Below are 23,656 nucleotides of genomic sequence, written 5' to 3'. Positions count from 1 at the left end.
CGGAGCAGCACGCAACGTGCGCAGAAGAAGGTTCTAGAAAAGAGGGGCGTCATGGTCATGCACACGAAGCCGACCCGTCCGGTGCCGAGAAAGCGCCGTCTCGCTGATGACGGGGCCGCCGGCCCCAGGACCTTCCGATTCCCGAGCGCGTTCACCGTTCTCGCGGTCGTCACGCTCGCGGTGTGGCTGCTGGCCTTCGTGATCCCGACCGGACGCTACGCGACCGACGACGGGGGAGCGCCGGTGCCTGGAAGCTATGCGCGCACCGACGCGGCGCTGTCGTTCGGCGACCGGCTGATGGACCTGTTCCTGGCGCCGATCAACGGTCTCTACGGGGTGATGAACGTCGACGGCTTCATCGGCCCCTACGAGTCCGGTGAGCTCTACGGCGCCGCTGGCGTCTTCCTGTTCGTGATCGCCATCGGCGTCTTCATCACCATGGCGATGCGCACCGGGGCCATCGAGAACGGCGTGGCCCGGGTGGCCGGCCGGATGAGCACCCGTGGCACCGCTCTCATCGCCGTCCTGATGGTGCTGTTCTCCATCGGGGGCACCACCGAGGGCATGGCCGAGGAGACGCTCGGGTTCTACGCCCTCCTGATCCCGCTGATGCTGGCACTGGGCTACGACCGGCTGGTTGCCGCCGCGACCATCCTGCTCGGCGCCGGCATCGGTGTGCTGGCCTCGACGGTGAACCCCTTCGCCACCGGCGTCGCCTCGGGCGCGGCAGGCATCTCCATCGGTGACGGGATCGGTTTCCGCCTGGCGATGTACGTCCTGCTCGTCCCCGTCGCGGTGTGGTGGGTGGTGCGCTACGCGCGCCGGGTGAAGGCCGACCCGTCGGCCTCCCTGGTGGGTCCCGTCGAGGGTGACGACGAGCTGCGGTCGCGAGGCCTGCAGGAGGCCCCGGCGCTGGCCTCGCGGGAGAAGTCCGTCCTGGGCATCGTCGCGGTCACCTTCGCCTTCATGATCTTCGCGATCGTGCCGTGGGCCCAGGTCATCCACGGGCCCGACGCCGCGAGCTACTCGTGGCAGCTGGACTGGTACTTCCCGGAGCTCGCTGCGCTGTTCGTGGTGATGTCGATCGTCGTCGGCGTGGTGGGCGGCCTGCGCGAGAAGGTCCTCACCGACACCGTCGTCAAGGGTGCCGGTGACTTCGTCGGGGTCGGTCTCATCATCGTCCTGGCGCGCGGCGTCACCGTGATCATGAACAACTCCGAGATCAGCGGGACGATCCTGCACGCGATGGAGAACGTCGTGAACGACACCTCGTCCGGCGTGTTCGGAGCCGCGATGTTCCTGGTCAACCTGCCGTTGGCGTTCCTGGTCCCCTCGACCTCGGGACACGCCGCCCTGGCGATGCCCATCCTGGCGCCACTCGCGGACTTCGCGAACGTGTCGCGGGCATCCGTCGTGACGGCGTACCAGTCTGCGTCCGGCGTGGTGAACCTCATCACCCCGACCTCCGCCGTGGTCATGGGTGGGCTCGCCCTCGCCAAGGTCCGCTACGACCAGTACCTGCGGTTCGTGCTTCCCCTGGTCGGGATCCTGCTCGTGCTGTGCACGGGCTTCGCGGCCGTGGCGGCGATGGTCTGATGGTGGTGACCCCTGTGCACGAGGCAACCGGCCTGCGCGGCGCCGGGGGCGCGGACGTCCTCCTCGCCGACGGGCGGATCGCAGTGGTCCGTCGGCTGCGCGCCGACGACGGCGACGGCGTGCACGCGCTGCACGACCGGGTGTCGGACGAGTCGCTGCGGCTGCGCTTCTTCGCGGCCGGTGCACGAAGCGCAGCTCACCGGTATGTCGACCACGTGCTGGCCCAGCCGGACCAGCTCACCCTCGTCGCCGAGATCGGCGGCCGGATCGTGGGCCTCGCCACCTCCGAGCTGGTCGACCTCGACACGAGCGAGATCGCCTTCCTGGTCGCCGACGAGATGCAGGGGAGCGGGCTCGGCACGCTGCTGCTGGAGCACTTGGCGGCAGCGGCGAGGGACAAGGGCGTACGGCACTTCACCGCCGACGTGCTCCTTGAGAACCGGAAGATGCTGCGGGTCCTCGACGACGCAGGTTTCGACGTGCGCCGCCGCATCGACCACGGCGAGGTGATCGTCGACATCGACACCGGGATGACGGCCGCGCTGCAGACGGCGGTGGACGACCGTGAGGCGTACGCCGAAGCAGCCTCCCTCAGGCCTCTGCTGCGGCCGGCCTCCGTCGCGATCGCGGGCGTGCGCGCGGACGGCACCGGGGTCGGCGCGGCCATCTTGCGCGCGGTGCTCGAGGGTGGCTACCACGGTGCCGTCACCGTCATCCATCCGCGCGCCAGGTCGCTGCAGGGCGTCCCGGCCGTTCACTCGATCTCCGAACTCGACGGGGGCGCGGTGGACCTGCTGGTCTTGGCGCTGCCGGCTGCCGGTTGCGTCGACCTCCTCGAGCAGGGCACCGGCCGGGTCGGAGCGGCGGTGGCGATCTCCTCCGGGTTCGGCGAGCTGGGCGGGGATGGCGTGCAGCTCCAGGGGCGTCTGGCCCTCGCCGCGCGGCGTTCCGGCATCCGCCTGGTCGGCCCCAACTGCCTGGGCGTGATCTGCAACGACCCGCAAGTGAGCCTCAACGCGACGTTCAGCCGGGCGATGCCGCCGCCGGGAGGACTGGCGGTGGCCAGCCAGTCCGGAGCGGTGGGCATCGTGCTGATGGACCTCGCCCGGCGCCTGGACCTGGGGGTCTCCTGCTTCGTGTCCCTCGGCAACAAGGCAGACGTCTCCGGCAACGACCTGCTGGCCGCCTGGCGGAGTCGGGTGCAGGGTGGCTCTCCCACGGCGCTGCGGCAGAGCTGCTCGCCGCCGGCGAGATCACCGTCCCCGGCGTCGTGGCAGGCGACGTGGACGCGGCCGTCACCGCTGCGGCTCGCTGCGGCTACCCCGTCGCCGTCAAGACCGCCGACCCGCTCGCGGTCCACCGGACGGAGCAGGGTCTGGTGCGCACCGGCATCGGGTCGGCCACGGAGCTGGCCGACGTGCTCGGCTCCTGGCAGGAGAGGCAGGGGGCCTTCCCTGTCGTGGTGCAACCGATGTGCTCGGGCACCGAGATCGCCCTCGGCATCGTGCGCGACCCGGTCCTCGGGCCCCTCATCATGGTGGGAGCCGGCGGCGTCAACGTCGATGTGTGGGACGACCGCACCTGGCTGCTGCCGCCGGTGAGCCCGGCCGACGCCTCACGCGCGGTGCGCAGCCTGCGCGTCTGGCGCCTGCTCCGCGGCCACCGGGGAGCTCCCCGCGGCGACGTCATCGGACTGGAGCGCATGATCCTGACCCTGTCGCGACTGGCGCTCGAAGTGCCAGAGGTGGCCGAGCTCGACCTCAATCCGGTGCTCGTCGGACCGGGCGGCTGCTCGCCAGTGGACGTGAAGGTCCGCCTGGCGGGCCCGGTGGCCCCCGAGGAGCCGGCTCCTCGTCAGCTGCGGGAGGTCCTGTCGTGACCGCCGAGCCGTGGCGAGCGATGCCCGCGTGGGCCGTGGAGGCGGCCGGTCCCCTGGACACGGGGCCGCTGCAGTGCTTGCACCGGCCCGTCCCGGCACCGGCTCCTCACGAGCTGCTCGTGCAGGTCTCGGCCTGCGGCGTGTGCCGCACCGACGTGCACCTCGCCCTGGGCGAGCTGCCGCCTCGGCGACCCGGGGTGGTGCCGGGGCACCAGGTGGTCGGTCGGGTCGAGTCCGTCGGGCACGACGTCACGGGCTGGGCCGTGCGTGACCGCGTCGGCGTCGCCTGGCTCGCCGGGACCTGCGGGTCGTGCCGGTGGTGCCTCGACGGCCGGGAGAACCTGTGCGCGAGCTCCACCTACCGGGGCTGGGACGTGGACGGCGGCTTCGCGCCGTACGCCGTCGCGCACGCCGACTACGCCTACAAGCTGCCCCAGGGCCTGGGCGACGTGAGCGTCGCTCCGCTCCTCTGCGCCGGGATCATCGGCTACCGCGCACTCCGCCGGACCAACCTCCCGCCCGGCGGCCGGCTCGGCATCTACGGCTTCGGGTCCAGCGGGCACCTCACCGCGCAGGTGGCGATGCACCAAGGCGCCGTCGTGCACGTCATGACGCGCGGCGAGCGCGCCAGGGTCCTCGCACGAGAGCTGGGTGTCGCGTCGGTGGGCGGCGCGACCGCAACCCCGCCCGAGCCCCTCGACGCGGCGATCGTCTTCGCCCCTGCCGGCGAGCTCGTTCCGCTCGCGCTGACGGCGGTGGACGCCGGTGGGACGGTGGTCCTGGCCGGCATCCACATGTCGCAGATCCCGCCCCTCGACTACACGTCGCACCTGTTCCGCGAGCGCGACCTGCGCACGGTCACCGCCAACACGCGCGCCGACGGCGAGCAGCTGCTCGAGATCGCTGCCGCGATGGACCTGGACGTACGGACCACCGCCTACCCGTTCTTCGCGGTTCCCGATGCTCTGCGCGACATCGAGTCCGGCGCCGTCGCCGGATCTGCGGTGATCGACCTGGCCGGCCATCACGAGCGGAGAGCGGGATCGTGAGCGACCGGGGACCCGAGCGACCTGTGCTCAGCTTCCTCGGCGCCGTCGCCACCGTGACGGGCAGTCACTTCCTGGTCGAGCACAGGGACACCCGGATCCTCGTGGAGGCCGGGCTCTACCAGGGCCTGGCCGAGCTGCGCCGGCGCAACTGGGAGCCGTTCCCCCTCAGCCCGGCATCGATCGACGCCGTCGTGCTGACCCACGCTCACCTGGACCATTGCGGCTACCTGCCCCGGCTGGTCAAGGAGGGTTTCGCCGGAACCGTGACCTGCACCGACCACACGGCGGCTCTTGCGGGCATCGTCCTGCGGGACAGCGCCCACCTCCAGGAGGAGGACGCCCAGGACGCCAACCGCCTGGGGTGGAGCAAGCACCGGCCCGCGTTGCCCCTCTACGACCGTGACGACGTCGAGCGCACGATGCCGCACTTCCGCCCGGTCGCGTTCGGGCAGGTGGTCGACCTCGGTCCTGAGACGGCGGTCCGCCTGCAGCCTGCGGGCCACATCCTCGGCTCCTCCGTCGTGGTGCTGGAGACAGCAGGCCGGCGCGTCGTCTTCAGCGGCGACCTCGGTCGCGCCTCGCATCCCCTCCTCGGTCCGCCGGCACCACCCCCGGCTTGTGACGCCCTGGTCGTCGAGTCGACGTACGGCGACCGGCACCACCCGATCCCCGACCCGGACCTGCTTGCCACCACCGTGACCAGGACGATCAGGCGAGGAGGGTCCGTCCTCATCCCGGCCTTCGCGGTCGACCGGACCGAGCTGGTCCTGCTCGAGCTGAGCCGGCTCATGGTCAGCGGCGCGATCCCGCGAGTGCCCCTCTACGTCGACAGCCCGATGGCACTCGCGGCGCTCGAGGTCTACCGCCAGGCCCTGCGCGAGGGTTCCGCGGAGCTGCGTGCGGACGCCGCGGAGTCCTTGGACGCCCTCGGCGGGCTGGCTGTCACGACAGTGACGAGCGCGGCCGAGTCCATCGCCCTCAACCGGCCCTCACACCCCTGCATCATCGTGTCGGCGTCCGGGATGGCCACCGGCGGACGCGTCGTGCACCACCTCGAGCACCAGCTTCCCGATCCGCGCAACTGCGTGGTCCTCACCGGCTACCAGGCGGAGGGCACGCGGGGCCGACAGCTCGCCGAGGGCGCGCGCCAGGTGAAGATGCACGGCCGCTACGTGCCGGTGCGTGCCGAGATCGTGCAGGACGTCGAGTTCTCGGCGCATGCCGACGCCGACGAGATCGTCGGCTGGATCTCGTCGGCGGAGTCGCTGCCGCGCACCGTCTACGTGGTGCACGGCGAGGAGCACGCGGCGCAGGCCCTGGCGACCCGGTTGTCCAGGGAGCTGGACCTCTGCGCCGTCGTCCCACGCCTCGGCGAGCGGGTCCGCCTCGGTTGACGGTCTAGCCGGGCAGGTCGACCGCGTCGTGGAGCACCTCGGAGAGGTCGTCGGCAGCGACGCCCAGCAGGACGCGCGACAGCTGAGCCAGCGCCCGCGCGACGGCGACCTCGTCGCCGATCTCAGGGACGTCGGGATCCGACGGACTCAGCCGGGCAAGCCCGGTGCCGACCAACGACGTCGCGTCACCGGTGTGCAGCCGCGCGATCGCGCGCGTGTGCCCGTCGTGCTCGCCGAGGTCGATCCGAACGGTCCAGGTCTTGGCCACGGGCGGTCTGGCGGTCGTGGTCACGACGCTTCCTTCTTCGAGACCTCGACCTTGACGGGGCTCACTGCGGCGGCTGTCACAGGGATGGTCACCTCGAGGACCCCGGCGTCGTACTTGGCCGAGACATCCTCCGGCCGGCTGCCCTGGGGCAGTCGCACGCTCCGGGTGAACGAGCCGTAGCGCAGCTCGCTCCGGCCGTCCTCGTGCAGGTCCTCGCGGCGCTCGCCCTTGATGGTGAGCACGTCGCCTTCCACGGTGACCTCGAAGTCCTTCTCCGGATCCAAACCGGGAAGGTCGGCCCGCACCACGAAGCTGCTGTCGCCGGAGAACGTCTCGATGGGGACGAACCGCAACAGCGGTGCCAGGCCGGTCGCCCGGGTGAGGTCGAGCCAGTCCATGAGATCGCCCATCGGGCTCTCGAACGGGCGTACCAGTGTCGTCATGTCCTCTTCCCTCCTTCGCGGCGCCGTCAGGGTCGACGGGCACCTGCCTCCAGCCTCCTGCGACCCGCACCGCGGGGTCAGAGGCAGAGGTCCCGGCGCGTGGTCCAGTCGTCAGGAGTGCCGCGGCGACATGGGTCCCGTCGGGTCCGTCCCGGGCCACGGAGGACCTCGGACCCTGTCGGACGCAGGGACGAGGAGAAGGATCGAGGCATGGACGGCAGGCCCGGCAAGGACGGCATGGACGGCACGGACGGGGTGACGACCTGGCGTGCCTGGTGGCCGCTCGTCGCCGCCGGTCTGATCGTGGTCGCCGCCGTCGCCACGTCGGTCGCCGTCCCGCCGAGGACGGAGGTCACGGCCCCCGCTTCTCCCGAAGCCGCCGCGCAGGCGTACGTGCGTGAGGTGCTGGAGCAGGACCCGTCCGATGCGGCAGGACTTCTGTCCTCGTCGAGCCCGTGCGACGAGGCGGACCTGGAGAGCGCGTACGTGCCTGCGGACGCCTTCGTCACGCTCGTCGGCGTGCGGGTCGCGGACGCTCGGGCCCTCGTCGAGGTCTCGGTCACGGCAGGTTCCGCCTCTCTGGTGCCGGCCGAGTGGAGCGAGGAGCACATCCTCACGCTGACGCGGGAGGGTGGTCGCTGGTTGCTGTCCGGCACTCCCTGGCCGACGTGGGACTGCACAAAGGACTCCCGATGACGCGCGGCCGGGGGCGGGTCACGCGCCCACCGACGAGTCCCGGGCCGGCGACGGCTGGATCCGTGCGCCGGTTCTTCCAGTACGGCGGCCTGCTCGTGCTCGACGTGGTAAGCGCAGTCGGCCTCTCCGGTCTCCTCGCAGCCGCCTTGGACACGATCGCGGGCCGGGGCGTGGCCCGTGAGGTCCTCGCGCGCAACCTGGTGTGGCTCACGGTGGGACTGCCGCTCCTGGTGCTCGTCGTGCGCTGGGCACGTCGCTCCCAGCAGGATCCGACCGAGGGGACCTCGCTGGCGAGATCGCTCTACCTGAGTGCCGCCTGCCTGGTCTCGCTCGGCGTGGTCGCCCTCTCGCTGCACGACCTGCTCGCCTGGGTCCTCGGACAGCGCGCACCGGCGGTCTCCTCCGCCGCGACCCTTCTGGTGTGGGGCTCGTTCTGGGGGGTCCACGAGCGCATCGTGGCTCGAAGTGCCGACACCCGGGCCTTTCGGCCGCTGCTGGTGCTGGGTTCGATCGCCGGCCTCGTGCTCGGCGGCCTCGGATTCGGCGTCGTGCTCGCGGGCGCGCTCGAACGCTGGTTCGGGCTCCCCTCCGACGTCCTCCTCGCGGGCCGGCACGACGAGGTGCGCGCAGGGCTGGCCACCCTCGTCGTGGGCGTCCTGGTGTGGTGGTGGTACTGGATCCGCCAGCTGCGCGACGCCGAGCGGGACGACCTCTGGCATGCCTACGTCGTGCTCGTCGCCATGGCGGGCAGCCTGCTCACCCTGCTGTCCGCCGGGACCCTCGCTGCCTACCGGATGGCCGCGTGGCTGCTCGGCCGTCCCGGCACGAGTGACGCGGACAGCTACTTCGCCACGATGCCCGAGCTCGTCGCAGCTGCCGTCACCGGCGCGCTGGTGCTGGGCTACCACCGCCAGGTCCTCCGTGCGCGAGTCCCGAGCAAGCGCAGCGAGGTCGACCGGGTGCGGGACTACGTGATGGCGGGCATCGCCCTCGCGACGGCCGCGGCCGGTGCGTGCGTCCTGGTCGCCGCCGCGGCCGAAGGGCTGACAGGCAAGCGGACGCCCTCCCACACTGCGGTCGACACAGCGCTGGCCGGCGTGGTCCTGCTGGCTGCGGGGGCGCCGCTCTGGGCGTTCCACTGGCGAAGTGCCCGACGCGCCGCGAAGTCGGACCCTCAGGACGAGGTGGCCTCCGTCACCAGGCGCGCCTACCTGTTCCTCGTGCTGGGGCTCAGCAGCCTGGCCGCAGTGGCCGCGCTCCTCGCCGGCGGCTTCGTCGTCGTCAGCGACATCCTTGCCGGCCGCGTCGGCGCTGCGACGCTCGACGGGTCCCGTTACCCGCTCGGCATCCTCTGTGCGGCCGGGGCCGCGGCGGCCGGGCACTGGGTCGTGTACCAGCACGACCGCACCGTCGCCGGGAGCCGACGCGGGCCGCGCTTCGTCCTGCTGCTGGGCGTCGGCGATCCGGCGATGGCGCGCTCGCTCGCGCACCGCTGGCGCTGCACCGTCCTGTTCTGGACGCTTCCGGACCAGCGCCCCCAGCCCCGGTCCGAGAACGACGTCCTCGCTCTCGTGGAGGGGTCCGGGGCTCTCGAGCAGGTGGTGGTCCAGGCCGACGACGGCGCACTGCGCAGCCTCCGGGTCGAGAGGTCCGCGCCACCCCCGTTCGGGGCATGACGTTCGCCGTCACCCCAGGTGACCTAGGACCCGGGCGCATCGACCGGCCCGCTGGCAGCGTGGTGGTCGCGGGAGGCGCCCGCCGTCGACGACGAGGAGGCCGAGTGTTCGCAGTGCGGATCCACGGGCGCGGCGGCCAGGGTGTGGTGACGGCCGCCGAGCTGTTGTCGATCGCCGCCTTCCTGGAAGGACGGCATGCCCAGGCGTTCCCCACGTTCGGTTCCGAGCGCACCGGTGCGCCGGTGACGTCCTTCTGCCGGATCGACACCGAGCCCATCCGGCTCCGGGAGCCGATCACGGCTCCGGACGCGGTGATCGTGCAGGACCCGACGCTGCTGCGGCAGGTCGACGTCTTCGCCGGCCTGCACAGCGACGGGTACGCCCTGGTGAACTCGACCCACAGTGTCGACGAGCTCGACCTCACCGAGCTGTCGGCCCGACTGGGCGGGGCTCGACTCATGAGCATCGACGCCGCGCTGGTCGCCCGTCAGCACCTGGGCCGCCCGCTTCCCAACGCCGCCCTGCTCGGTGCCTTCGCCGCGCTCAGCGGGGTGGTCGGCATCGAGGCGGTGGAGGCCGCCATCAGGCGACGCTTCGACGCCGGGACGGCCGCCGGAAACGCCGCCGCCGCACGCGCCGCCCACGACCTCGTGCTGAGCCGCCGCCAGGACAGCGACGACAGAGAAGGGGAGCTTCGTCATGCGTGACCAGATGGAGGGCTCGGTCGCGGTCGCGACCGCGGTCGCCCGCTGCCGTCCCCAGGTGGTGGCGGCGTACCCGATCTCACCGCAGACTCATATCGTCGAGGGGCTCGCGGACCTGGTGCGCACCGGGGCGCTGTCGCCGTGCGAGTACCTGCTGGTGGAGTCGGAGTTCGCCGCGATGTCGGCGTGCATCGGAGCCTCCGCCGCAGGCGTGCGCGCCTACACGGCCTCCTCGAGCCAGGGCCTGCTCTTCATGGCCGAGGCGCTCTTCAACGCCTCCGGCCTCGGTCTGCCCGTCGTGATGACCGTCGCCAACCGCGCGATCGGGGCACCCATCAACATCTGGAACGACCACTCCGACACGATGGCGCTGCGCGACGCGGGCTGGATCCAGCTCTACGCCGCCACCAACCAGGAGGCGGCCGACCTGCACGTGCTGGCGTTCCGGGTGGCCGAGACGGTGTCGCTCCCCGTGATGGTCTGCATGGACGGCTTCGTCCTCACGCACGCCTTCGAAGAGGTCGACGTGCCGGACCAGGACGGCGTCGACCGCTACCTGCCCGCCTTCCGGGCGCGCCAGCAGCTGGATCCGGGCGACCCGATGAGCATCGGCGCCCTCGTCGGCCCCGAGGCGTTCATGGAGGCGAAGCTGCTGGTGCACGCGCGCCAGCTCCGGGCCCTCGACCTCCTCCCGCGCCTGAGCGGCGAGCTCGCCGCACAGCTCGAGCGGCGTTCCGCCGGCCTGCTCGACCTCCACCGGCTGGACGACGCCGAGACCGTGCTCGTCGGGATGGGATCGGTCCTCGGGACCCTCCAGGCGGTGGCCGACGCTTCCCGCGAAGACGGCGATCGCGTCGGGGTCCTGGGGGTCACCTGCTTCCGGCCCTGGCCCGCGGTCGAGGTCCGCCAGGCCCTCGAGCGGGCGCAACGGGTCGTCGTCGTGGAGAAGGCGCTGTCCATCGGCGCCGGGGGAGTGCTCGGTCAGGACGTCCGGGTCGCCCTGGAGGGTCTGCCCGTCGAGGTGCACGACGTCGTGGCCGGACTCGGCGGCCGCCCCGTGGGCGTCTCGTCGGTCGGTGCGCTCCTCCACGAGGTCCTCGCAGGACGCCTCGACGCGCGGCGTCCGCACTTCCTCGACGTGAACGCCTCGATCCTCGCCGCCGAGCTGGACCGGTCGGGCGATCGCGCGGAGCACGGCCCCGAGCTCGAGCGGTTCCTCGCGGACTTGTCAGGGCCGGACATGGCAGGGAGGGTCTCGTGACCGGTCCGGAGACCATCGGCCTGCAGGTCGGCCTGCGGGCCGTCGGCAACCGGCTGCTCGACCCAGGCAGCCGCACCGTGCAGGCGGGCGCCTCGCGACCGGGCACCCTGACCTCCGGTCACCGCGCGTGCCGTGGCTGCGGCGAGGCCCTCGGCGCCCGCTACGTGCTCGATGCGGCGATGCGCGCGACGGACGGCAAGGTGCTGGCGGTCAACGCCACCGGGTGCCTCGAGGTGTTCTCGACCGCCTATCCCGAGTCGGCGTGGCGTCTGCCCTGGCTGCACTCGCTCTTCGGGAACGCTCCGGCCGTCGCCTCGGGAGTGGCGGCGGCTCTCAAGGTGACCGGCCGCGACGACCTGCGCGTGGTCGGACAGGCCGGCGACGGCGGCACCGTGGACATCGGCTTCGGCTGCTTGTCGGGCATGTTCGAGCGCAACGACGACGTGCTGTTCGTCTGCTACGACAACCAGGCCTACATGAACACCGGCGTGCAGCGCTCCGGGGCCACACCGCCGGCCGCGCGAACGGCCACGACCGCAGCGCTCGGAGGGCAGCCGGGGAACGCCTTTGGCCAAGGCAAGGACGTCCCCGCCATCGCCGTCGCGCACCAGATCCCCTATGTCGCCACCGCCACGGTGGCCGACCCGCGCGACCTCGAACGGAAGGTCACGCGAGCCATGCAGGTGCGCGGCGCCCGCTACCTGCACGTGCTGGTGCCGTGCCCTCTCGGCTGGGGGGCGGAGGCGGCCCTCACCGTCGAGCTGGCCCGCCTGGCCCAGCGGTCGGGTCTCTTCCCGGTCTACGAGGCCGAGCACGGTGTCGTCACCGGTGTCACCCGCATCCGCCGTCCGGTCCCGGTCGAGGACTACCTGCGTCCTCAGCGCCGCTTCGCGCACCTGTTCGGCGAGGACGGGCGGCCCGACCTCGTCGCCCAGCTGCAGGAGATGGCCGATCGCAACAAGGCTCGCTACGGGTTGTCGGAGGAGGTCTCGTCATGATCGAGCCGTTCGCCGTGACGTTGGGACCGGGCTCCAGCAGGTCCAACCGGACCGGCTCGTGGCGCAGCGAGCGCCCCGTCTACGTCGACCGGGTCGCGCCCTGCGGCCACGCCTGCCCGGCCGGTGAGGACGTGCGCGACTGGCTGTACGTCGCCCAGGCCGGCGAGCCCGCTTACGAGGCGGCGTGGCGCCGGATCATGGACGACAACCCGCTCCCGGCGGTGCTGGGGCGCGTCTGCTACCACCCGTGCGAGTCGTCCTGCAACCGCTCCGAGCTGGACGGAGCGGTGGGCATCAACTCCGTGGAGCGGTTCCTGGGCGACCTGGCCATCGAGCGGGGATGGCAGGTCGAGGCCGACAAGCCATCCACCGGCCTCTCGGTGCTCGTCGTAGGATCCGGTCCGGCCGGCCTGTCGGCGGCGTACCACCTGGTTCGGCTGGGACACGCGGTGACGGTCCGCGACCAGGCACCCCGGCCGGGCGGCATGATGCGCTACGGGATTCCCCGCTATCGACTACCTCGCGAGGTGCTGGACGCGGAGATCCAACGGATCGTCGATCTCGGTGTCGCTCTCGAGCTCGGCGCCCCGGTCACCGACCTGGAGAGCGAGCGCCGCGACTTCGACGCGGTCTTCCTGGCGGTCGGTGCCCAGCTCGACAGGCGCGCCGAGATCCCGGCAGCCACAGCTGCGCGGGTCCTGGAGGCAGTGGGCCTGCTGCACGGCCTCGAGGACGACGGGTCCGCGATGCTGGGCCGCCGAGTCGCCGTGTACGGCGGCGGCGACACCGCGCTGGACGTCGCCCGTACCGCGCGACGCCTGGGCGCCTACGACCCGGTCGTGATCTATCGGCGCACCCGGGAGCAGATGCCGGCACACGAGTCAGAGCTGCGCGAGGCACTCGACGAGGGCATCACCTTCCGGTGGCTCAGCACGGTCGCCCGCGTGCTCCCGGACCGCCTGGTGGTCGAGCGAATGGAGCTGGACGAGAACGGCTTCCCGCAGCCGACCGGCGAGCTCGACGAGCTCGCCGCGGACTCGCTGGTCCTCGCCCTGGGGCAGGACACCGACCTCGCTCTCCTCGACAGGGTGCCGGAGCTGCGCCAGGACCACGGTCGGGTGGAGGTGGACGAGACCCTGAGCACGGTGTGCCCTGGCGTCTTCGCCGGAGGCGACATGGTGCCGCAGGAGCAGTCGGTGACCTCGGCCGTCGGCCAGGGGGCTCGGGCCGCCCGCAGCATCGACCGCTGGCTCGCCGGGCTTTCCACCACCACGCCGAACCACGGTGAGGTACCTGCCCTGGCCACGACCGAGACGCTCAACACCTGGTACTACGACGAGGTCCCGCGCACGCACCGCCCGCGCCTCGACCCCGCCGTGCGAGCGGAGACGTTCGACGAGGTGGTGACGGGCTTGGACGCCGCGTCAGCGCTGGAAGAGGCGCGGCGGTGCCTGTCGTGCGGCCAGTGCCTTGGGTGCGACAACTGCTTCGGGGTCTGCCCCGACGACGCCATCATCAAGATCGGGCCGCCCGGACCCGGCGGCTACCTCATCGATCTCGACTTCTGCAAGGGCTGCGGGCTGTGCGTCCAGGAGTGCCCGCCCGGCGCCATCCAGATGTTCCCCGAGGACGGATGAGCCGTCCCGGCGACATCGGGACCTCCGGCCCTGCCTCTCGACGCCGGCGCGCGGTCTGCTGGGGGAGAGCGATCGGCACCCGACCGGTCGTCCGACGTAGAGGGAGCTGACATGCACGCCACCACAGGCGACAGGCTGGTCGTCCACAGCATGCACGTGGACGGTCCGGTCCGCGACGGCGAGATCCTCGAGGTCAAGGGAGCCGACGGGCACCCGCCCTACCGGGTGCGTTGGTCGGACACCGGCCACGAGGCCCTCGTCTACCCCGGACCCGATGCGGTCGTCCAGCACTTCGAGCACGACGAGACCGCCTCGTCCTGAGCTACGTCGTCGTGCTGCCTTGCTTGGACCCTTGCTCGGAGCGTCGAACGTAGGTGCGCGACCACCAGTGCCGGCCGGTCTCATCGGTCCGCACCCAGCCGTCCGCGAGCAGCCGACGGTCGAGCTCGTCAAGACGCTCCTCCGCGATCTCGATCCAGGCGTTGGGTGAGCTGCGGTCCGCCAGGTCCTGCGCGCGGACGACCGGGAACGTCGCCCCGACGACCGGCGCGCTGGTCGCGTCCTGCGTCAGCGACGGCGGCCGGGCCACGAACCGGTACTGGGCACTGCCGTTGCTCCCGGCGAGCACGTTGGCGAGCGCGGCCCACCAGGAGCGAGCGCCTGCATCCTCGAGGTGGACCTGGAGGAGGGTGCCGGTCGCGCCGGTCATGAGGGGCTGCCGGTCGTCCGGGCCGGCGTCAGCGCCCTCAGCCATCGCACGAGCAGCCACGCGCTCGCCACCAGCATGAGCACGCTGGGGCCGGCGTCCGCGCCGAGCTCGACGTCCTCGCCGGTGGCGAGGCCGACCAGCACACCGGCCCACAAGGCACCGAAGAGGGTCAGGATCTTCACCAGGGCGACGACGGCCAGCGGTCCCGCGAGCGGGCGGCCCTGCAGGAGCAGCACGCCGACGGCCAGGATGCACGGCAGCACGACCACCAGGTCCAGCACGTAGACGGGGTAGGGCGCCCCGCCCACCCCGGCGGGCTCGGGAGTGGCACCTCCGAGGGCGTAGGGGACCAGCGCGCTCAACCACAGGCCTGTGAAGAGGACCGCCACCAACGAGAGCATCCAGCCGGTGCCCCGGCTCAGCCGCCGGGAGACCAAGGGCCACGACCAGGTCGTCAGGCGGAGGAGACCCTCGACGAGGCCGGCCAGGGCTGCGGACTCGATGACGACGTACACCAGGAACGCACGGTTCATCGGGACACCGGTGAGGTAGATGGCATAGCTGTAGGCGACGTATGCGAGCAGCCCGACCCGCAGCAGGTGGGCGGCTCTCGTGGCGACCGTCGTCCTGATGAGCCACAGCAGCACCCCGGCGAACAGGACGCTGCAGACGTCCTGGGCCTTCGCGGCCACGACGGTCGCGTCGGACAGGTCGCGGTAGGGATCGTCGGCGAGCAGGGCGTAGGCCGAGGAAGCCACGATGCCCAGCGAGACGATCACGGCCGACAGCCGTGCGGTTCTGGAGATGCGGTGGGTGCTGTGCAGGTCGAGCGGTCTCGTCGTGGTCGCCGGAAGCGCCCCGGTGGAGGATCTGGTCGTCATCGCTCTTCCTTCGTCGTCGTGTCTCCACCGTCGGGCAAGGCAACCGACCCGACCAGGGACCTAGGTCATCCGCAATCCCGGCCTGCTCGGTCCTCCGGCACCCAGCCGGGTGGGGCCGGGCCTGTGCGGGAGAGGTCCTTGGCCTCTGGGTCGCGTCGAACCACGACGGCAGTCTGGGAGGACGAGACGAACGGGAGACACGACGATGACCTCGACGACCTACCCTCCACGCGAAGCCCGGCAGCACTATCCCGTGCACGTCGACGCCACTCTCGACAGCGGCCTGAACCGGTGGTTGTGGCTGGTGAAGTGGCTGCTGGCGCTACCCCACTACGTGGTGCTGCTCTTCTTGTGGATGGCCTTCGCCGTGCTGAGCGTGGTGGCCTTCTTCGCCATCCTGATCACGGGTCGCTACCCCCGCGCCATCTTCGACTTCAACGTCGGTGTGCTGCGCTGGACGTGGCGCGTGGCCTACTACGCGTACGGCACGCTGGGCACGGACCGCTATCCGCCGTTCACGCTGGCCGAGGTGCCGGACTACCCCGCTCACTTCGACGTCGACTACCCCGAGCGGTTGTCTCGCGGCCTGGTCCTGGTCAAGTGGTGGCTGCTGGCCATCCCGCACTACCTCGTCGTCGGCATCTTCCTGGGCGGTGGGTGGTACGCCGCCGACCAGGCCACCTCGTCCGACACGAGCTTCGCCGACGGCACGGGGCTGATCGGGCTTCTCGTGCTGGTGGCAGCCGTCGTCCTGCTGTTCACCGGCCGCTACCCGCAGCCCGTCTTCGACCTGGTGCTCGGCCTGAACCGGTGGGTGCTGCGCGTCGCGGCGTACGCCGCATTGATGACCGACGTGTACCCGCCGTTCCGGCTCGACCAGGGTGGCGACGACCCCGGCCTCGAGTTCTCGACCGGTGCGCGCCCGACGAGTCCCGCCGGCGCGCTCGCGGTGACCGACGCACCTGCCTCCCCGGCACCGCCGGCGGGCATGCGCCCCTCCCGGCCGTGGACGGCCGGCCGGATCGTCGCCCTGGTCGCCGGTTGTGCGGTCCTGCTGCTCTCGGCCGCTCTCGGCACTGCTGGAGTCGCGGCGGCGTTGGTCGACGGAGCGGGTCGCGACGACGCGGGATTCGTCGGAGGGCAGGAACGCGCGTTCGCGACGGAGACGTATGCCCTCACCTCGCAGACCTTCACGATCCACCTGGACGGAGCCGCGGGTCTGACCCCCGAGTCGCTGGTGGGCGATGCGCGCGTCGAGGTCTCCGGCAATGGACAGGACTCCCTGTTCGTCGGGGTCGCCGAGACCCGTGACGTCGCCGAGTACCTCTCCTCGTTCAAGCACGCGCAGGTCGTCGACTTCCAGGGCGTCGACGGAGACGTCGTGCCCGTCTACCGCGTCACCGGGACGGGTGCGCCCGAGCTGCCCCCCGCCTCGCTCGACGTGTGGGCGGCGAAGGCCAGCGGGCCGGGGGACCTGTCCCTGATCTGGCCGGTGGAGGAAGGTGACTGGACGGTCGTCGTCATGAACGCCGACGGCAGCGACCGGGTCGCCGCGGACGTCGCCGTGGCCGCCACCGTGCCGTGGCTCGGCGAGGCAGCGGTGGGCCTGCTCGTCGCAGCCGCGGTCCTTCTGGTCGCGGCCCTCGCCACCCTGCTCCTGACGCTGCGCTCGGTAGAAGCGGGAGGTGCCCGATGACCACGGCACTGGTGGCGGTCTTCCTGATCGCCCACGGGCTGGTCCACACGGCGATCTGGTTGACGCGACCCGATCCGGAGCACCCCGCTCCGTTCGAGCCCGACCACTCCGCGCTGTTGACGGTCAACGGCGCCCCGGCCTCCCTGGTCCACCGCACCTCGGTCGTGCTGGCCGTCGGCTCGGCTGTGCTCTACGTGATCGCCGGGGTCCTGGTGGCGTTCGACGCGCCCGGACGCGTCGAGGTCGCCGCGGCCGCCGCCATCGTCGGGCTGAGCCTGAAGCTGCTGTTCTTCCACCCGTGGCTGAGCCTGGGCGTGATCCTGGACGCGCTGGTGCTCGCGGCCGCTGTGACCGGCTGGCCCGTTGGCCTCTGACCCGGTCGGGCCCCCGGTCAGGCGCCGCGCACGATCAGGCGGGTCCCGCTCGGGACGATGACGACCTCGTCGTCGCCGACGGCGGCGGTGAGCACCGGGACCACGTCCCGGATGGACAGCAGCCCTGCGATCAGACCGTCCTGCAACACCGGGAGATGACGGACGTCGGCGTCGGTCATCAGTCGGGCTGCGGAGACGATGGTCGCGTCCGGGGGAGTGGTGACGAGGTCGCCCGACATCACCTCTCCGACCTGGAGGTGCGTGAGGTCGGTGCCGGCCGCCACGTGCAGCACGACGTCGCGCTCGGACACGATGCCCACCAGCGCGTGGTCGCGGAGCACGAGGAGGGCCCCGATGTCGTCGGTGGCGAGGGCCTCGGCGGCCTCGGCGAGGGTCGCCTCGTGGTCGATGGTGGCGACGGGCCAGCTCATGATGGTCGAGACGGGTCGGTCGGGGTGCTGGGCCACTGGGGTCCTCCTGTGCGTGGGGTTGCGACCAGTCTCGGACGCCGGGCTCGCCGGCCACCCGGGTCGAACGTCCCGCCCGCGAGGACGTTGGACCCTCATCGGGCGGGCCCGCGTCAGCCACGGTGGAGGCTGCGCGCAGACCGAGGAGGACGAGATGCGACCCACGGCGCGACCTACGGCGCGGCCCACGGAGGGCACCGCCCCACGACGGCGTGAGAGGTCCCAGCCCGAGGAGCGACGGGCGCGTTCGTCGGCAGCCGTCGAGGTGGTCCTGGCGTCGGCGGCGATCGTCCTCGACGTGGGACTTCCGTCACTCTTCCTCCTGGTGCTCGCCGGGCTGTCGTTGCTGCTCCGGCGTCGCGGCCCCGCCTCCCTCGGCCTGCACCGCGCCCGGCCGGGCCGCTTGGTGCTCGCGACGGCGACCTTCGCCGTCGGGTGGTCCCTGTTCCAGCTCGCCGTCACGATCCCCGCCGCAACGCACTTGTCCGGCCGGCGCCAGGACATGGGCGTCTTCGCCGACGTGCAGGGGAATCTCGGCCTGCTCGTGGCGCTCCTCGCCCTGAGCTGGGCCCTCGGCGCGTTCGTCGAGGAGGTGGCGTTCCGGGGCTACCTCCTGACGCGGCTTCGCGAGGCGTTGGGTCCCGGACCTGCCTCGGTGGCGCTCGCCGTCGCGGTGTCCTCGGTGCTGTTCGGTGTGCTGCACAGCGAGCAGGGCGCTGTGGGGACGGTGGCCGTGGCGCTGGACGGGGTCGCGTTCAGCCTGCTGCGGTTGCGCTTCGGGACGGTGTGGGCGCCGGTCCTGGCGCACGGGTTCAACAACACGCTCGGACTGCTGACGTTCTTCCTGATCGGTCCTGTGTACGGGTTCTGGTGAGGCTGCCGGCTCCGGCGAGCCCTTCGGCCACGGCAGCGATGACGTTGGACTCTGCTCCTGCGGAGGGCGAGTCGCGAGCCTGGAGACATGGCTTCATCTACGTCTTCCCCGGCTTCCACGCTGACAGCAACTGCTTCGTCGTCCACAGGGATGCAGTCCGGATGGGCGGCTCGGGCGGTGCAGGCCCGCAAGGTGTACGGCGAGGGGGACACCGCCGTCGTCGCCCTCGACGGCGTGACGTTGGACCTGCCGGTCGGCGGTTTCACCGCGATCATGGGACCGTCCGGTTCGGGCAAGTCCACCCTCATGCACTGCCTCGCGGGCTTGGACACCCTGACCTCCGGACAGGTGCTGGTCGGCGACACCGATCTCGCCTCCTTGACCGACCGCCAGCGGACGGTCCTGAGACGAGACCGGCTGGGCTTCGTCTTCCAGTCCTTCAACCTGCTCCCGACCCTCACGGCCGAGGAGAACATCACGCTGCCGTCCGACCTAGCAGGCCGCGCTCCTGACCCCGACTGGCTGGCGACGGTGGTCGCCCGTCTCGACCTCGGTGAGCGGCTGCATCACCGGCCGGCCGAGCTCTCCGGTGGCCAGCAGCAGCGGGTCGCCGTAGGGCGCGCGCTCATCACCAGGCCCGACGTGGTCTTCGCCGACGAGCCCACCGGTGCTCTCGACACCAAGGCCGGAGCCCAGCTGCTCCAGTTCCTCCGGTCCGTCGTCGACGAGCTCGGCCAGACGGTCGTCATGGTGACCCACGACCCCGGCGCCGCGGCGTACGCCGACCGCGTCGTCTTCCTCGTGGACGGCCGGCTCGTCGAGGAGCTGGTCGAGCCGACGCGCGAGCTCGTCCTCGAGATCATGGGACGGCTGGGGGACTGACGATGCTCCGTGTCTCGCTGCGCAACCTGCTCGTCAGCAAGCTCCGCCTGCTCCTGACCCTGGCCGCGGTGATCGTCGGGGTGTCCTTCGTGTCGGGCACGTTCGTGCTCTCCGACACCATGCTGAAAGCCTTCGACGAGCTCTACACCGGCCTGAGCTCCGGCACCGACGTGGTGGTCCGCTCGCAGAGCGCCTACGACGCCGACATCAACACCACCGGAGGGCAGGTCAGGCCTCTGGACGCGAGCGTGGTGGACACAGTGGCCGGCGTTCCAGGCGTCGAGGCCGCCGAGGGGTCGGTGTTCGGCTACGCGCTGATCATCGACGCCGACGGCGAGCCGATGCAGCCGGGGGGAGCGCCGACCATCGGGACCAGCGTGACGCAGGACGCCCGGCTCGCCGGCGACGTGACCTACCGGCAGGGACGCGCTCCCTGGGGGCCGCACGAGGTGGTGGTCGACGCCAGGACGGCGAGGCAGGCCGGCTTCCGGCTCGGTGACGACGTCGACGTGGTGCTCGTCGGAGGACGCCGCACGTTCACCCTGGTGGGCGTGCTCGGCTTCGGGGAGACCGACAGCCTGCTCGGGGCGACCCTCGCCGGCTTCGAGCTGCCCACCGCCCAGCGCGTCCTCGACAAGCGGGGGGTCGTTGACGAGGTCGACGTGCTCGCCGCCGATGGCACGACCGCGCGCGAGCTTCGCGACGACATCGCGGCCGTGCTCCCTGAGGGCGTCGAGGCGGTCACGGGTGAGCAGGTGGCGGCCGACGGGACCGAGGCCGTGCGCGATGCGATGGGCATCTTCACCACGGTGCTGCTGGTCTTCGCCGGAGTGGCGCTCTTCGTCGGATCCTTCGTCATCTGGAACACCTTCAACGTGCTGGTGGCGCAGCGCCGCCGCGAGGTGGCACTTCTCCGAGCCGTGGGTGCGACGCGCCGGCAGGTGCTCGGCGGCGTCGTCGTGGAGGCGGCCGGCATCGGTCTGGTGGCGGGCGTCGTCGGTCTCGGCGTGGGCGTCGGCCTCGCGGTGGCCATCCGCTCTCTTCTCGGCCTGGTGGGGATCGACGTGCCCAGCACCTCGGCTTCCATCCAGCCACGCACGGTGGCGGTGGCCCTGGCCGTGGGGTTGGTGGTGACCACCCTCGCCGCCCTGCTGCCTGCGTGGTCGGCGGCGCGCGTGTCGCCTATGGACGCGCTCCGGGACGTGCCCCCACCGACGATCGGCTCAGGACGCGTCCGGCACGCCGCAGGATGGTCCGTGCTGGCCGTCGGTGCCGCGCTCCTCGTGGCGACGTCGGTCTCGGGCAACCAGCGGTGGTGGACGGTGGTCGCCACGTTGACGGCCTTCGCGGGACTGGTGTTCGTCGGTCCCTCCCTCGCGCGCGGTCTGGCACGCCTGGCGGGGCACGGTCGGCGCGGTGGCGGCTGGCGGATGGCTGCCGGCAACGTGCGGCGCAGCTCGCGGCGCGCCGCCGCGACGGCGATGGCCCTGACGATCGGCCTGACCGTGGTCGTCGCCGTTGCCGTCACCGCCACCTCGCTCAAGCACTCCGTCACCGATGCCGTCAACGGAGGCAATCGCTCCGACCTCATCCTCGAGCCGGCCGGTGCCGGCCTCGGGATGCCCGCGTCGGTCGCCGAGGCGCTGCGCGGCCGGGACGACGTCGCGGACGTGGTCGAGCTGAGGGAGTGGGGCGCCCAGGTGGAGGGCGACGGGACGCTCGTCACGGGCCTCGACACGGAGGGGCTCGACCACGTGATCGACCTCGGGATCGAGACCGGCAGCCTCGAGGACCTGCGGCCCGGACACATCCTCGTCGGCGCCACGCGTGCCGAGGAGCTGGGCGTGGGCACGGGTGACGACCTGGTCGTGACCTTCCCGGAGACGGGCCCCCAGACGATGCGGATCGCCGGGACCTTCGGGAAGGGCAGCCTCATCAACGCGACGTACGTCCTGTCGATGCCGGACTTCGAGGCCAACGTGACCTCCCGGCTCGACGGCGCGGTCCTGCTCAGGACCGCGACGGGCGTGGATCCCTTGGCAACCAAGGCGTCGATCGAGGAGATGCTGGCGGACTACCCGAACGTCACGGTCAACACGCCCGAGGACATCACTCGCAACGCGCAGGACTCGGTGGACCAGCTGCTCGGCATCGTCACGGCCCTGCTGCTCCTCGCCGTCGTGGTGGCGGTGCTGGGGATCGTCAACACCCTGGCGCTGTCGGTCTTCGAGCGGACGCGGGAGCTGGGGCTGCTGCGTGCGCTCGGTGCCACCCGACGGCAGGTCCGGGCTGTCATCCGACGCGAGGCGGTCCTGATGTCTCTGCTCGGTGCGGTCACCGGGGTCGCGCTGGGGGCGGCGAGCGGCGTCGCCCTGGCCAGGTCCCTGGCCGACGAGGGCATCACGACGGTGGACGTGCCCGTCGGCACCCTCGCCGTCTACGCCGGCATCGCCGTCGCCATCGGCGTGCTGGCCGCCCTCGCGCCCGCACGGCAGGCGAGCAAGGTGAACCTCTTGCGCGCGCTGTCGGCCGAGTGAGCCACGCAGCGGTGACTCAGCGTGAGAACCACCGACGCAACCCGCCGACGTCGGCGACGCGGGGCTCGGCCGGGTGACCAGGGCACCACAGGTCGGCCGGCACGCTCGCCCTGACTTGAGCGACGTGCTGACCACACCCGCGCCACGTGGTCTTGGAGCAGGTGCGGCAGCGGGCCGGACGACACATGGACTTCTCCTCGGCGGAGTGACGGATGAGGATCGTGAACCCCCCAGGGGGTTATCCCCCCTGGGGGATATACTGACACACACCCGATCAAGGAGCACATCCGATGCAGACCCCTGACACCAACACCGCGACTGGGCTGCCTGCGAAGCCCCCGATGTCCGACTACACGCTCCGAGCACGGACCCGGATGCCTCATGCCCGCGCCGTGGCCAGCGTGCGCGAGGCACTGCAGGAGCAGGGTTTCGGCGTGCTCACCGAGATCGACGTACGCCGGGTCATGAAGGACAAGCTCGGACTCGACGTCGCCGCCGAGATCATCCTCGGTGCCTGTCGACCTGAGCTGGCTCACCGTGCGCTGTCGTCTGCACCGTCGCTCGCGGCGCTGCTGCCGTGCAACGTCGTCGTGCGGGAGACCGGTGAAGGGAGCACGGTCGTCGAGGCCGTCGATCCCGCCGTGATGTCTCAGCTCGAGGGGCACCCAGAGGTCGCGTCGGTGGCGTGGGAGGCGCGGCGGCGACTCCGTGCCGCTCTCGACCGGGTGAGCCAGGAGGTGGCGTGATGCAGATCGAGACGCGCGACATGCACGCCATCGTCAACCGCGCGAAGCGCGCTCACGGACACCTGGGCAAGGTCATCACGATGATGGAGGAGGGGGCCGACTGCGAGGCGGTGCTCACGCAGCTCTCCGCCGTGCTCAAGGCGCTGGAGAGGACAGGCTTCCAGGTCGTCGCCACCGGTCTCCAGCAGTGCATCGCGGAGGGCGACAGACCGGACAGCGTCGACGTCAAGAAACTCGAGAAGCTCTTCCTCGGCCTGGCCTGAACCGCTCCCCATCCACCAGTCAACCTCTTGAAGGACCTCCGATGACCACCAGCATCGACACCCAGCCCACCGCCAGCGACCACGGGAAGGCAGTCCTCGACGACCTGTCGCCACTGCACCGACGGTTGCGCCGCGCCATCCCGGACACCTACAAGGGTTTCGCCGAGCTCCACGGGGCGGCGTTCTCCGACGGCGCGCTCGACGTCCGCACCAAGGAGCTGATCGCGCTCGCCATCGCCGTGGTCGAGGGCTGCGACGGCTGCATCGCCTCGCACGCCGAGGCGGCGGCTCGAGCCGGAGCCAGCCGGCAGCAGGCCGCCGAGGCCATCGGTGTCACCTTCCTCATGCATGGCGGGCCGGCCACGATCCACGGGCCGCGCGCCTTCGACGCGTTCTGTGAGTTCGCCCCTGAGTGAGCAGCTACGGAGCGGGTGGCTTCGCCTGGTCGGTCCTCGCCCACCGGTGCGTCGACCGAGTGCCGGGTCCAAGGTCCCTGACCCGAGCAGCGGAAGGTCCCGACTCCGGCCGTCACCTGGGGATGCGCCCGATGGCCACAGAGGCCTTTCGGCCCTGAGGTCGCGGTGCCCGGCCTGAGACCGTGGTGCCGACACAGCCGGCGAGCGGAG

Annotated in this window: 24 protein-coding genes and 1 pseudogene; 20 read left to right on the top strand and 5 right to left on the bottom strand. The window is 71.7% G+C overall.

The window, feature by feature from the left end; all coding sequences use genetic code 11:
• The first annotated feature begins 51 nt into the window (after positions 1–51).
• The 5 genes and pseudogenes from ABD295_RS08015 to ABD295_RS07995 all read left to right on the top strand — a co-directional run bounded on the left by ABD295_RS08015 (position 52) and on the right by ABD295_RS07995 (position 5,918).
• The gene (locus ABD295_RS08015) at positions 52–1,596 is read left to right on the top strand and encodes a YfcC family protein (RefSeq protein WP_344303157.1); all 1,545 of its coding nucleotides are present in this window, start codon (positions 52–54) and stop codon (positions 1,594–1,596) included.
• Positions 1,596–2,780, top strand: a pseudogene (locus ABD295_RS08010) (GNAT family N-acetyltransferase); the annotation flags it as partial. The gene ABD295_RS08015 and the pseudogene ABD295_RS08010, both read left to right, overlap by 1 nt.
• Positions 2,726–3,475 (top strand): acetate--CoA ligase family protein, encoded by a 750-nt coding sequence (locus ABD295_RS08005; protein ID WP_344303220.1) that lies wholly within the window; start codon positions 2,726–2,728, stop codon positions 3,473–3,475. The pseudogene ABD295_RS08010 and the gene ABD295_RS08005, both read left to right, overlap by 55 nt.
• Positions 3,472–4,524, top strand: a complete 1,053-nt coding sequence (locus tag ABD295_RS08000) for a zinc-dependent alcohol dehydrogenase family protein (RefSeq protein ID WP_344303156.1) — start codon at positions 3,472–3,474, stop codon at positions 4,522–4,524. Before ABD295_RS08005 ends, ABD295_RS08000 begins: the two co-directional genes overlap by 4 nt.
• Positions 4,521–5,918 carry an MBL fold metallo-hydrolase RNA specificity domain-containing protein gene (locus tag ABD295_RS07995; protein WP_344303155.1) on the top strand — a complete coding sequence of 466 codons (1,398 nt, stop codon included), beginning with the start codon at positions 4,521–4,523 and terminating at the stop codon, positions 5,916–5,918. The genes ABD295_RS08000 and ABD295_RS07995 overlap by 4 nt, the downstream gene beginning before the upstream one ends.
• A gap of 4 nt (positions 5,919–5,922) precedes the next feature.
• Here the strand turns inward: ABD295_RS07995 and ABD295_RS07990 are convergent, their stop codons facing one another.
• Positions 5,923–6,210, bottom strand: a complete 288-nt coding sequence (locus ABD295_RS07990; RefSeq protein ID WP_344303154.1) for a DUF1876 domain-containing protein — start codon at positions 6,208–6,210, stop codon at positions 5,923–5,925.
• Positions 6,207–6,629 carry an Hsp20/alpha crystallin family protein gene (locus ABD295_RS07985; RefSeq protein WP_344303153.1) on the bottom strand — a complete coding sequence of 141 codons (423 nt, stop codon included), beginning with the start codon at positions 6,627–6,629 and terminating at the stop codon, positions 6,207–6,209. The genes ABD295_RS07990 and ABD295_RS07985 overlap by 4 nt, the downstream gene beginning before the upstream one ends.
• A 210-nt stretch (positions 6,630–6,839) precedes the next feature.
• Here ABD295_RS07985 and ABD295_RS07980 point away from each other — a divergent pair, with 210 nt between their 5' ends.
• From ABD295_RS07980 to ABD295_RS07950, 7 genes are all read left to right on the top strand, one after another.
• Positions 6,840–7,325: a hypothetical protein gene (locus tag ABD295_RS07980; protein WP_344303152.1), complete on the top strand. Its 486-nt coding sequence runs from the start codon at positions 6,840–6,842 to the stop codon at positions 7,323–7,325.
• Complete coding sequence (locus ABD295_RS07975) at positions 7,322–9,001, top strand: DUF5671 domain-containing protein (protein ID WP_344303151.1); 1,680 nt, start codon at positions 7,322–7,324, stop codon at positions 8,999–9,001. The genes ABD295_RS07980 and ABD295_RS07975 overlap by 4 nt, the downstream gene beginning before the upstream one ends.
• Before the next feature lie 104 nt (positions 9,002–9,105).
• The gene (locus ABD295_RS07970) at positions 9,106–9,708 is read left to right on the top strand and encodes a 2-oxoacid:acceptor oxidoreductase family protein (protein WP_344303150.1); all 603 of its coding nucleotides are present in this window, start codon (positions 9,106–9,108) and stop codon (positions 9,706–9,708) included.
• A complete protein-coding gene (locus ABD295_RS07965) occupies positions 9,701–10,966 on the top strand; it encodes a transketolase C-terminal domain-containing protein (RefSeq protein ID WP_344303149.1) in 1,266 nt (421 codons plus the stop codon). Before ABD295_RS07970 ends, ABD295_RS07965 begins: the two co-directional genes overlap by 8 nt.
• Positions 10,963–11,964, top strand: coding sequence for a thiamine pyrophosphate-dependent enzyme (locus ABD295_RS07960; RefSeq protein ID WP_344303148.1), 1,002 nt, complete (start codon positions 10,963–10,965; stop codon positions 11,962–11,964). The genes ABD295_RS07965 and ABD295_RS07960 overlap by 4 nt, the downstream gene beginning before the upstream one ends.
• Positions 11,961–13,601 carry an NAD(P)-binding protein gene (locus ABD295_RS07955; RefSeq protein WP_344303146.1) on the top strand — a complete coding sequence of 547 codons (1,641 nt, stop codon included), beginning with the start codon at positions 11,961–11,963 and terminating at the stop codon, positions 13,599–13,601. The genes ABD295_RS07960 and ABD295_RS07955 overlap by 4 nt, the downstream gene beginning before the upstream one ends.
• A gap of 111 nt (positions 13,602–13,712) precedes the next feature.
• Positions 13,713–13,922, top strand: coding sequence for a DUF1918 domain-containing protein (locus ABD295_RS07950; RefSeq protein WP_344303145.1), 210 nt, complete (start codon positions 13,713–13,715; stop codon positions 13,920–13,922).
• A gap of 1 nt (position 13,923) precedes the next feature.
• Here the strand turns inward: ABD295_RS07950 and ABD295_RS07945 are convergent, their stop codons facing one another.
• Positions 13,924–14,310 (bottom strand): hypothetical protein, encoded by a 387-nt coding sequence (locus tag ABD295_RS07945; RefSeq protein ID WP_344303144.1) that lies wholly within the window; start codon positions 14,308–14,310, stop codon positions 13,924–13,926.
• Positions 14,307–15,191 carry a hypothetical protein gene (locus tag ABD295_RS07940; protein WP_344303143.1) on the bottom strand — a complete coding sequence of 295 codons (885 nt, stop codon included), beginning with the start codon at positions 15,189–15,191 and terminating at the stop codon, positions 14,307–14,309. The genes ABD295_RS07945 and ABD295_RS07940 overlap by 4 nt, the downstream gene beginning before the upstream one ends.
• A gap of 205 nt (positions 15,192–15,396) precedes the next feature.
• On the opposite strand from ABD295_RS07940, the gene ABD295_RS07935 reads away from it, so the two are divergent.
• Positions 15,397–16,887 (top strand): DUF4389 domain-containing protein, encoded by a 1,491-nt coding sequence (locus tag ABD295_RS07935; protein WP_344303142.1) that lies wholly within the window; start codon positions 15,397–15,399, stop codon positions 16,885–16,887.
• Positions 16,884–17,261 (top strand): hypothetical protein, encoded by a 378-nt coding sequence (locus tag ABD295_RS07930; protein ID WP_344303141.1) that lies wholly within the window; start codon positions 16,884–16,886, stop codon positions 17,259–17,261. The genes ABD295_RS07935 and ABD295_RS07930 overlap by 4 nt, the downstream gene beginning before the upstream one ends.
• 17 nt (positions 17,262–17,278) lie before the next feature.
• On the opposite strand, the gene ABD295_RS07925 is transcribed toward ABD295_RS07930, so the two are convergent.
• A complete protein-coding gene (locus ABD295_RS07925; protein ID WP_344303140.1) occupies positions 17,279–17,728 on the bottom strand; it encodes a CBS domain-containing protein in 450 nt (149 codons plus the stop codon).
• A gap of 154 nt (positions 17,729–17,882) precedes the next feature.
• Here ABD295_RS07925 and ABD295_RS07920 point away from each other — a divergent pair, with 154 nt between their 5' ends.
• The 6 genes from ABD295_RS07920 to ABD295_RS07895 all read left to right on the top strand — a co-directional run bounded on the left by ABD295_RS07920 (position 17,883) and on the right by ABD295_RS07895 (position 23,446).
• Positions 17,883–18,602 carry a CPBP family intramembrane glutamic endopeptidase gene (locus tag ABD295_RS07920; protein ID WP_344303139.1) on the top strand — a complete coding sequence of 240 codons (720 nt, stop codon included), beginning with the start codon at positions 17,883–17,885 and terminating at the stop codon, positions 18,600–18,602.
• A gap of 150 nt (positions 18,603–18,752) precedes the next feature.
• Entirely contained in the window at positions 18,753–19,484 is a 732-nt protein-coding gene (locus tag ABD295_RS07915; protein WP_344303138.1) for an ABC transporter ATP-binding protein, read from the top strand.
• Between the two features lie 2 nt (positions 19,485–19,486).
• On the top strand, positions 19,487–22,021 hold the full coding sequence (locus tag ABD295_RS07910; RefSeq protein ID WP_344303137.1) for an ABC transporter permease: 2,535 nt from the start codon (positions 19,487–19,489) through the stop codon (positions 22,019–22,021).
• 290 nt (positions 22,022–22,311) lie between these two features.
• Entirely contained in the window at positions 22,312–22,767 is a 456-nt protein-coding gene (locus ABD295_RS07905) for a DUF302 domain-containing protein (RefSeq protein WP_344303136.1), read from the top strand.
• Entirely contained in the window at positions 22,767–23,030 is a 264-nt protein-coding gene (locus ABD295_RS07900) for a metal-sensitive transcriptional regulator (RefSeq protein WP_344303135.1), read from the top strand. Before ABD295_RS07905 ends, ABD295_RS07900 begins: the two co-directional genes overlap by 1 nt.
• 41 nt (positions 23,031–23,071) lie before the next feature.
• Positions 23,072–23,446, top strand: coding sequence for a carboxymuconolactone decarboxylase family protein (locus tag ABD295_RS07895; protein ID WP_344303134.1), 375 nt, complete (start codon positions 23,072–23,074; stop codon positions 23,444–23,446).
• Positions 23,447–23,656: the final 210 nt, after the last annotated feature.

Origin of the sequence: Nocardioides bigeumensis (genome assembly GCF_039531755.1) — a bacterium.
GTDB lineage: Bacteria > Actinomycetota > Actinomycetes > Propionibacteriales > Nocardioidaceae > Nocardioides > Nocardioides bigeumensis.
This window is presented reverse-complemented; position numbering and strand designations above follow the sequence as displayed.